The following is an 8,058-nucleotide window of genomic DNA, read 5'->3' as shown; positions in this document are numbered from 1 at the left end:
CCCTCGCCGCGGCCTTCCCCGGCCGGCCGCTGCGCCTCGACCCCAACGGCGCCTGGTCCGTCGGGACGTCCCTGCGCGTGGCCCGCGAGCTGGGCGACATACTCGAATACCTGGAGGACCCGGCCAGCGGCACCGACCGGATGGCGGAGGTCGCCGCGGGGGCCGGGGTGCCGCTCGCCACCAATATGTGCGTGACGACCTTCCCCGAGATACGCGAGGCGTTCACCCGCGACGCCGTGCAGGTCGTCCTCTCTGACCACCATTACTGGGGCGGGCTGCGCAACACCCGCGAACTCGCCGCGATCTGCCGCACCTTCGGCGTCGGTCTGTCCATGCACTCCAACACCCATCTGGGCATCAGCCTCGCGGCCATGACGCACGTCGCCGCCACCGTGCCCAACCTCGACTACGCCTGCGACAGCCACTACCCCTGGCAGACCGAGGACGTCATCACCCGGCGCCACACCTTCGAGGACGGCTGCCTCACCGTCCCCGACGCCCCCGCCCGCTGTCCTCGAAGGCCGACAGGACGCGGTAGACGGCGGAGAAACCGCCCTCGCCGCCCTCCACCGCCGCTGGCTGGACGACGACGGCACGATGCGCGAACGCGACGACGCGGAGGCCATGCGGATGGCGGATCCCGAATGGCGGACGCCGGCGGTGCCGCGCTGGTGACGGACGGGGCGGGGCCGGAGACGAGGCCGGGGCCTCAGCGCAGCAGCCCCGCCCCCAGTGCCGCCAGCGCGATCGCGCACCCGGCGGCGGCCGCGGCCGCCCGCGGGGACAGGGCGGGCGGGCGCGGCGCGTTCAGGGTGTGCATGCGGCGGTCGGCGGCGGCGAGGAAGGCCAGGAGGACGAGGGCGAGCAGCGCCACGACCAGCACGGCGAGCACGTCCGGGCCGCTGCGCAGGGCCTGCCGCACGGCGAGCACCCCGGCCACCGCGCAGGACAGCGTCGTACGCCGCCACGCCATGCGCGTCCGCTCCGGCTGGAGCCCCGGGTCCCGCCGCTCGTACTCCTCCGGCTCCCCGACCGCCATCAGCCCGCCCAGCCGAAGGCGATCACGAGCACCAGCACCACCGAGAGCACCGCGAGCAGCAGCCCCAGCACTGTCGGGAACCGGCTGATCGGCAGGTCCTCGCCGCGCCGCATCGCCCGCTCGCAGCGCACCCACTGGTTCACCGCCCGCACCGCGCACAGCGCGCCGCCCACCAGCAGCACCAGCGCCAGCGAGATCCGCAGCGGCCGGGATATGTGGGGCAGGAACTGATCGACCGCGAAGCCGCCGCCCACCAGTGCCAGCGAGGTGCGCAGCCAGGCCAGGAAGGTGCGCTCGTTGGCGAGCGTGAAGCGGTAGTCGGGGGTCGTGCCCTCCTCGTGGATCCGCCGGGGGGCGAACCACAGGCGCACGGTCGCGGCGGCGGACGAGAGGGCTCCGGAGGGGGCGCGGCCACGATCGATCATGACTGGACTCTACTTGCTGTGCTTTCCATACTTTTCGAGCTCTCCGTGCTCGCCGGCCAGCAGCCGCAGCCTCCGGTACGCGTCCAGCCCGTCCGGCGTCCAGTCCCACTCGGCGAGCCGCTCGTCCAGCTCCTCCTCGGTGAGGAACGCGTGCCAGTCGATCTCCTCCGCCTGCGGATCGACCGGAAGGTCGCAGCGCACCTCGTAGACCCACGACCACCAGCTGTGACCCGTCTCGGGCGAGGTGTAGAGGAACTTCAGCCGCGGCAGCGGCGCGGGCAGCCCGCGCACGCCCAGCTCCTCCTCCGCCTCGCGCAGCGCCGCCTCGTCGTACGACTCGCCCGCCCCGACGACCCCGCCCACGAACATGTCGTAGTGCGAGGGGAAGACCAGCTTCCGCGCGGTGCGCCGGTGCACGAAGATCCGCCCCTCGCCGTCCCGCACGAGGATGAAGGCGCACCGGTGGCGCAGCCCGCGCGCGTACGCGTCGCCGCGCCGCGCCTGCCCGACGACCTCGTCACGGTCGTCCACGATGTCCAGCAGTTCGTCCGCCGAGAGCGGCGTCTCCTCGGATGTATCAGCCATGCGCCCATCACATCATCCGCGCCGGGACGCGCCGCGACGGCGTACGCCGGCCGCTCCTCGGCCGCTCCTCAGCGCGGCTGGAGGTCCCGTACGCGCCCGGCCTCCGACGTCCCCGCCGGCATCGCCGGGTGGCGGCCGATCAGGACGATGCCCACGACGATCGCCGCGATGCCCGCCGCCTCCCAGGCCAGCGCGCCCGTCGTCATCCGGAGCCGGTCGCCGAGGAAGCCGACGCCGCAGACGATGCCGGCCAGCGGCTGGGCGGCGGTGAGGGCGGGTAGCGACATCCGCAGCGGGGCCGTCTCGAAGGCGCTCTGCACCAGCACCAGGCTGGTGATGCCGAGCACCAGCACGCCGTACGGCTGCCAGCCCGTCACCAGCGCCGACCAGCCGCCGTCCGAGAGCCGCTCGCTGCTGACACGGGTCAGCGCGTCCTGGAGCCCGTACAGCAGACCCGCCGCCACCGCCAGGAGCACCGCCTCGGCGCTCATCCGCACGCGCTTCGCGGCCAGCGTCATCAGCAGCGCGCACCCCAGCATCAGGCCGATGATCAGCCAGTGGCGCAGCGGGGACGCGACGGTATCCCCGCCGTGTGGCCGGCCCGCCACGATGAAGGCCGTCACACCGCCCGCCAGCAGCCACAGCCCGCCCCACCCCGTCCAGCCGAGCGGCTGCCCCGTCTGCCGTCTGGACAGGGCCATCGCGAACAGCAGGTTCGTCGCCAGCAGCGGCTCCACCAGCGACACCTCGCCCCAGCCCAGCGCCAGCGCGCCGAGCACCATGCCCGCCACCATCAGCGCGATGCCCGCCACCCAGCGCGGCATCCGGATGAGATCGAGCAGCAGCCGCGGGGAGAGGAAGTCGCTCATCGGGGCCTGCTGCGCCGCGTTCTGCTGGAAGACGAAGCCGACGCCCAGGCAGCAGGCTGCTCCCACGGCGTAGATGAAGACGAGGACAGTCACGTCGCGTACCTCAAGACCGGCCGGGTGTGGAGGACTTGGCAGAAGACCTTAGCCGCCGTCGGGGGCGGCGCGGCGGCCGAGTACCCGGTTTTTCAGTGTGCCACCCGTGTGCCGTCCGTGCGCGGGCGCGGCAGCCGGGGCGTACGCCGGGCGGCGGCGTACGGGCGCGGGGCGCTCCGGCGGCGCGTACCGGCACCCGAACAGTTGACGCATTGGGCCGCGCGATCCGAGGATCAAAGCGACCAGCCGCAGCGCAGCGACCCAGCCGAGCAGGACGGACGCACCATGGCCTACGACGCAGACGTGATCGTGATCGGGGCCGGCCTGGCCGGGCTCGCCGCCACCGCCGAACTCGCCGCGGCCGGCCGCCGGGTCATCCTGCTCGACCAGGAGCCCGAACGGTCCATCGGCGGCCAGGCGCACTTCTCCTTCGGAGGCCTCTTCCTCGTCGACTCGCCCGAGCAGCGCCGGCTGCGCGTCCGCGACAGCCACGAGCTGGCCTGGCAGGACTGGCAGGGAGCCGCGGGCTTCGACCGTCCGGAGGACCACTGGCCGCGCCGCTGGGCCGAGGCGTACGTCGACTTCGCGGCGGGCGAGAAGCGGGCCTGGCTGCACGAGCGGGGCGTCCGCTTCTTCCCCGTCGTCGGGTGGGCCGAGCGCGGCGGGTACGCGGCCACCGGGCACGGCAACTCCGTGCCGAGGTTCCACATCACCTGGGGCACCGGCCCCGGCCTCGTCGCGCCGTTCGAGCGCAGGGTACGGGCCGCCGCCGCGCGCGGCCTCGTCGACCTGCGCTTCCGGCACCGCGTCACCACCCTGACCCGCAGCGCGGGCGCCGTCGACACCGTCTGCGGCGAGGTGCTCCAGCCCAGCTCGGCGGCGCGCGGCACGGCCAGCAGCCGCGAGGTGACCGGCTCCTTCGAGCTGCGCGCCCAGGCCGTGATCGTCACCTCCGGCGGCATCGGCGGCAACCACGACCTCGTACGGGCGAACTGGCCGGAACGGCTCGGTCCGCCGCCCACCCGGATGCTCAGCGGGGTGCCGGCGCACGTGGACGGGGCGATGCTCGGCATCACCGAGCGCGCCGGGGGCCGGATCATCAACCCCGACCGCATGTGGCACTACACCGAGGGCATCGAGAACTGGCACCCGATCTGGGCCCGGCACGGCATCCGCATCCTGCCCGGCCCCTCCTCGCTCTGGCTGGACGCGATCGGCCGGCGGCTGCCGGTGCCGCTGTTCCCCGGCTTCGACACGCTCGGCACCCTCGAACACATCATGGAGACCGGCTACGACTACACGTGGTTCGTGCTCGACCAGCGCATCATCGGCAAGGAGTTCGCCCTCTCGGGCTCCGAGCAGAACCCGGACCTGACCGGCAAGAGCCTGCGCGGCGTGCTCGACCGCGTGCGCACCGCCGTGCCCGCGCCCGTCAAGGCGTTCATGGACCACGGCGCCGACTTCGTCGTGGAACGCGACCTCGGCGCGCTGGTGCGCGGCATGAACGAGCTGACCAAGGAGCCGCTCATCGTCGAGGAGGAACTGCGCGACGAGATCGTGGCGCGCGACCGGGAGATGACCAACCCGTTCACCAAGGACCTCCAGGTCACCGCCGTGCGCGGGGCGCGCCGCTACCTCGGCGACCGGCTGATCCGCACCGCCGCGCCGCACCGGCTCCTCGACCCCGGCGCCGGGCCGCTGATCGCCGTGCGGCTGAGCATCCTGACCCGCAAGACGCTCGGCGGCCTGGAGACCGACCTCTCCTCGCGGGTGCTGACCGAGGGCGGCGAGGTGCTGCCGGGCGTGTACGCGGCGGGGGAGGCCGCCGGGTTCGGCGGCGGGGGGATGCACGGGTACCGCTCGCTGGAGGGCACGTTCCTCGGCGGCTGCCTCTTCTCGGGGCGCACGGCGGGGCGGGCGGCGGCGAAGGCCGTCGGCTGAGGTGGGGGCGATGGGGCGAGCGTACGCCCCTGTCCCCGTAGGCCCGTAGAGCTCCGGTGAAACGATCCTGTTGATCAACTCTCCGCTTTCCCTTCGGAGTTGGGGAAAGTTCAGTCCCGCGACCGCTCTTGACTCGGACCCATGGGGACCGGTTTGCTGTGCGTGATCAAATGAGTCCGTATCCGTGACTCACGCGAGCCCGAGCCCGAGCCCGAACTTGAGCCTGTGCCTGAACCCGTGCCCGTACCAGGGCCTGTATCTGTAGGCGGACGCGCTGACCCCGCGCCCGGAGGGGACGTGCGCCATGGAGGAAGTCAGCCGATGACCCCTCCGCCGCCCTTGGGCCGGCCGCGGAACAAGGACGGTCCCGCGTTCGACCCGGCGCTCGACGACGCACCCCTCGCCGCGGCCCGCGACGCGCTCGCCCGCGGACGCTGGCCCGAGGCCCGCGACCTGCTCGCCCGCACCGGCCGGGACTGGGACCGCCGCGGCCACCGCCTCGTCGTGCTCGGCGCGGGAAAGACCAGCCTGGCCTGGGCCCACGAGTGGCAGCTGGCCGAGCCCGACAGCGCGGACGCCGCGGCGCTGCTCGCCTGCGCCGCCGTCTTCCGGGCCGCGCGCGGCCGGGACGGCCCCGAACAGGCGCGCACGGCCTGCCTGTCGGCCGCCCGGATGGACCCCGCGGACCCCTCGCCCTGGCTGGCCCTACAGATCCTCTCCCACCGCACCGGCTCGGGCGACGAATGCGTACGCGCCTTCGACCAGGTACGGGCCCGGCACCGGGACCACCACCACGCGCACCACCTGATGGCCGCCTGCCTCGCCGAGCAGAGCGGCGGCCGGGACGACCCGCTGCACGAGGTCTACGACTTCGCCTCCTGGGCCGCCGAACGGGCCCCCGCCGACTCGCCCCTGGCCGTCCTGCCGGTCGTGGCCCACGCCGAGCGCTACCGTGTCCTGGCCCGCGCCGGGCTGGAGCCGCGCGACCCGGCCCGCAGCGGCCACTGGTCCACCCGCCGCGCCCGGCAGGTCATGAAGTGCGCCTTCGACTGGTGGCTCGAATGGGACGCCGAGGACCACCCGCGGCGCAAGATCGACCTCAACTTCCTGGCGCACGCCAAGTTCCTGGAGGGCCGGATGGCGGAGGCCGCCGCGCTCTTCACCCGCATCGGACCGCACGCCACCCGCGCCCCGTGGTCCTACCCCGACCGAGATCCGAAGAAGGTGTTCCGCGCCGCGCGCGACAGCGCGCTCGGCTCCGTGTGACTCAGCGACAGCTCCCCGCATTCCCCATGGAAGGACCATCCCACGATGGCTACGGGCACGGCGCACGAGATCAGCACGTTCAAAGGACAGGGCAGACGGCTCCGCGCCGACCGGCTCGGCATGCCGGGCCTGCTGCTGTCGGTACTCGCGGCCAGCGCGCCGCTGATGGTGGTGGCCGGGGTCATGCCCACCACCTTCGGTGTCATGGGCATGATCGGACAGCCGCTGCTGTTCGTCATCCTCGGCGTCGTCCTCGCGCTCTTCGGCTTCGGCTACGCCGAGATGAGCCGCCACGTCCACAACGCCGGGGCGTTCTACGCCTATATCGCCCGCGGCCTCGGCGGCACCGCCGGCACCGCCGCCTCCCTGGTGGCCCTCGTCGCCTACAGCGCCCTCCAGGTCGGCGTCTTCGGCATCTTCGGCTACGAGGTCTCCAACATCGCCGCCCGCCACTTCGACGCCACCCTCGCCTGGTGGATCCCCTCCCTCGGCGCCGTCGTGATCGTCGCCGTGCTCGGCTGGCTGAAGATCGACCTCAACGCCAAGGTGCTCGGCGTGCTGCTCCTCGTCGAGTGCGCGATGGTCATCGCCTTCGACATCGCCGGCTTCACCCGGCCCGGCGCGGAAGGGGTGTCGCTGCACGCCTTCGACCCCGCCACCCTCAGCGGCGCGGGCCTCGGCACCGCGCTGTGCTTCTGCATCGCCGCCTTCGTCGGCTTCGAACAGGCCCCCGTCTACGCCGAGGAGACCAGCCGCCCCAACGTCCTCGTCGCCCGCGTCATGTTCCTCGCCGTCGGCTTCGTCGCCCTCTTCTTCGTCGTCAGCTCCTGGGCGCTCACCGTCGCCGCCGGGCCCTCCGCGATCGTCGGCACGGCCCAGAAGGAAGGCCCCAACCTGCTCTTCCTGCTCACCGAGGCCCGCTACGGCCCGGCCTTCACCGACGTCATGCACGTCTTCTACGTCACCGGCATGTTCGCCGCGATGCTCAGCTTCCACAACGTCGTCGCCCGCTACGCCTTCGCCATGGGCCGCGAGGGCCTGCTGCCCCCCGCCCTCGGCCGCACCAACGCCGCCAGCGGCGCGCCCGCGTACGGCTCGCTGCTCCAGAGCGCGGTGGCGCTGGTCGTCGTGGTGCTCTTCGCCGTCACCGACGGCCACCCCGTCGGCGACCCCACCGCGCCCGTACTGCACCTCTTCACCTGGATGGGCAACATCGGCGCGCTCGGCATCATCGTGCTGATGGCCGCCGCCTCGGTCGCCGTCATCGCCTTCTTCGTACGGCGCGGCGCGGGCCGCGCCCAGGCGTGGCGGCTGCTGGCCTCCGCCGTCGCGGCCGTCGCGCTGCTGGTCATCGCCGCCTTCACGGTCAAGGACTTCGGCGTCCTGCTGGGCGCCGACCCCGGTTCGGCGCTGAGCTGGATCCTGCCGGGAATCATCGGCGCCGCCGCGGTCGCCGGCATCGTCTACGGGCTCGTCCTGAAGTCCGTACGCCCCGCGCTGCACGCCCGTATCGGACTGGGCAACGAGGCGTTCCAATTGGAGAAGGCATCCGACGCGCCGAAACACGCCAGGGTCCGGTGAGGCGCCCCGCCCGGCCGGCCCATCTCCCCGCAGAGCGTCCGGCCTGCCACGCCGTCGCAACGAACTGAAGGAGAACTCCCATGACGTCGCGCCACCCGGCCCCAGCGGCGGCCGGTACGAACCCGCCCGGCCCGCAGCCGTCCGCCCCGCTTCCCTCCGCCCCGCACCCGCTCGATCCGCTCACCGCCGACGAGATCACCGCCGCGCGGCGCGTCCTCGGCGAGGCCGGGAAGGTCGAGGCCACCACCCGCTTCCCCCT

General features: G+C 73.4%; 7 protein-coding genes and 1 pseudogene. 4 read left to right on the top strand and 4 right to left on the bottom strand.

Features of this window, described 5'->3' with window-relative positions; genetic code table 11:
- Positions 1 to 675: pseudogene (locus tag ACFU99_RS24485) on the top strand (enolase C-terminal domain-like protein); the annotation flags it as partial.
- Between the two features lie 34 nt (positions 676 to 709).
- On the opposite strand, the gene ACFU99_RS24480 reads toward ACFU99_RS24485, so the two are convergent.
- From ACFU99_RS24480 to ACFU99_RS24465, 4 genes are all read right to left on the bottom strand, one after another.
- On the bottom strand, positions 710 to 1,039 hold the full coding sequence (locus tag ACFU99_RS24480; RefSeq protein WP_384395370.1) for a DUF202 domain-containing protein: 330 nt from the start codon (positions 1,037 to 1,039) through the stop codon (positions 710 to 712).
- On the bottom strand, positions 1,039 to 1,464 hold the full coding sequence (locus ACFU99_RS24475) for a YidH family protein (protein ID WP_384395368.1): 426 nt from the start codon (positions 1,462 to 1,464) through the stop codon (positions 1,039 to 1,041). Before ACFU99_RS24475 ends, ACFU99_RS24480 begins: the two co-directional genes overlap by 1 nt.
- A gap of 9 nt (positions 1,465 to 1,473) precedes the next feature.
- A complete protein-coding gene (locus ACFU99_RS24470) occupies positions 1,474 to 2,049 on the bottom strand; it encodes an NUDIX domain-containing protein (protein ID WP_384395366.1) in 576 nt (191 codons plus the stop codon).
- A 68-nt stretch (positions 2,050 to 2,117) separates the two neighbouring features.
- Positions 2,118 to 3,011: a DMT family transporter gene (locus ACFU99_RS24465; RefSeq protein ID WP_384395364.1), complete on the bottom strand. Its 894-nt coding sequence runs from the start codon at positions 3,009 to 3,011 to the stop codon at positions 2,118 to 2,120.
- A gap of 285 nt (positions 3,012 to 3,296) precedes the next feature.
- Here ACFU99_RS24465 and ACFU99_RS24460 point away from each other — a divergent pair, with 285 nt between their 5' ends.
- From ACFU99_RS24460 to ACFU99_RS24450, 3 genes are all read left to right on the top strand, one after another.
- Positions 3,297 to 4,952, top strand: a complete 1,656-nt coding sequence (locus tag ACFU99_RS24460) for an FAD-binding dehydrogenase (protein WP_384395362.1) — start codon at positions 3,297 to 3,299, stop codon at positions 4,950 to 4,952.
- 321 nt (positions 4,953 to 5,273) lie between these two features.
- Complete coding sequence (locus ACFU99_RS24455; RefSeq protein ID WP_384395360.1) at positions 5,274 to 6,218, top strand: hypothetical protein; 945 nt, start codon at positions 5,274 to 5,276, stop codon at positions 6,216 to 6,218.
- A 45-nt stretch (positions 6,219 to 6,263) separates the two neighbouring features.
- A complete protein-coding gene (locus ACFU99_RS24450) occupies positions 6,264 to 7,799 on the top strand; it encodes an APC family permease (protein WP_384395358.1) in 1,536 nt (511 codons plus the stop codon).
- Positions 7,800 to 8,058: the final 259 nt, after the last annotated feature.

Origin of the sequence: Streptomyces sp. NPDC057654 (assembly GCF_042800135.1) — a bacterium.
Classification (GTDB): domain Bacteria; phylum Actinomycetota; class Actinomycetes; order Streptomycetales; family Streptomycetaceae; genus Streptomyces.
Note: the sequence above shows the minus strand (reverse complement) of the source record. Positions and strands in the feature narration are given on the sequence as shown.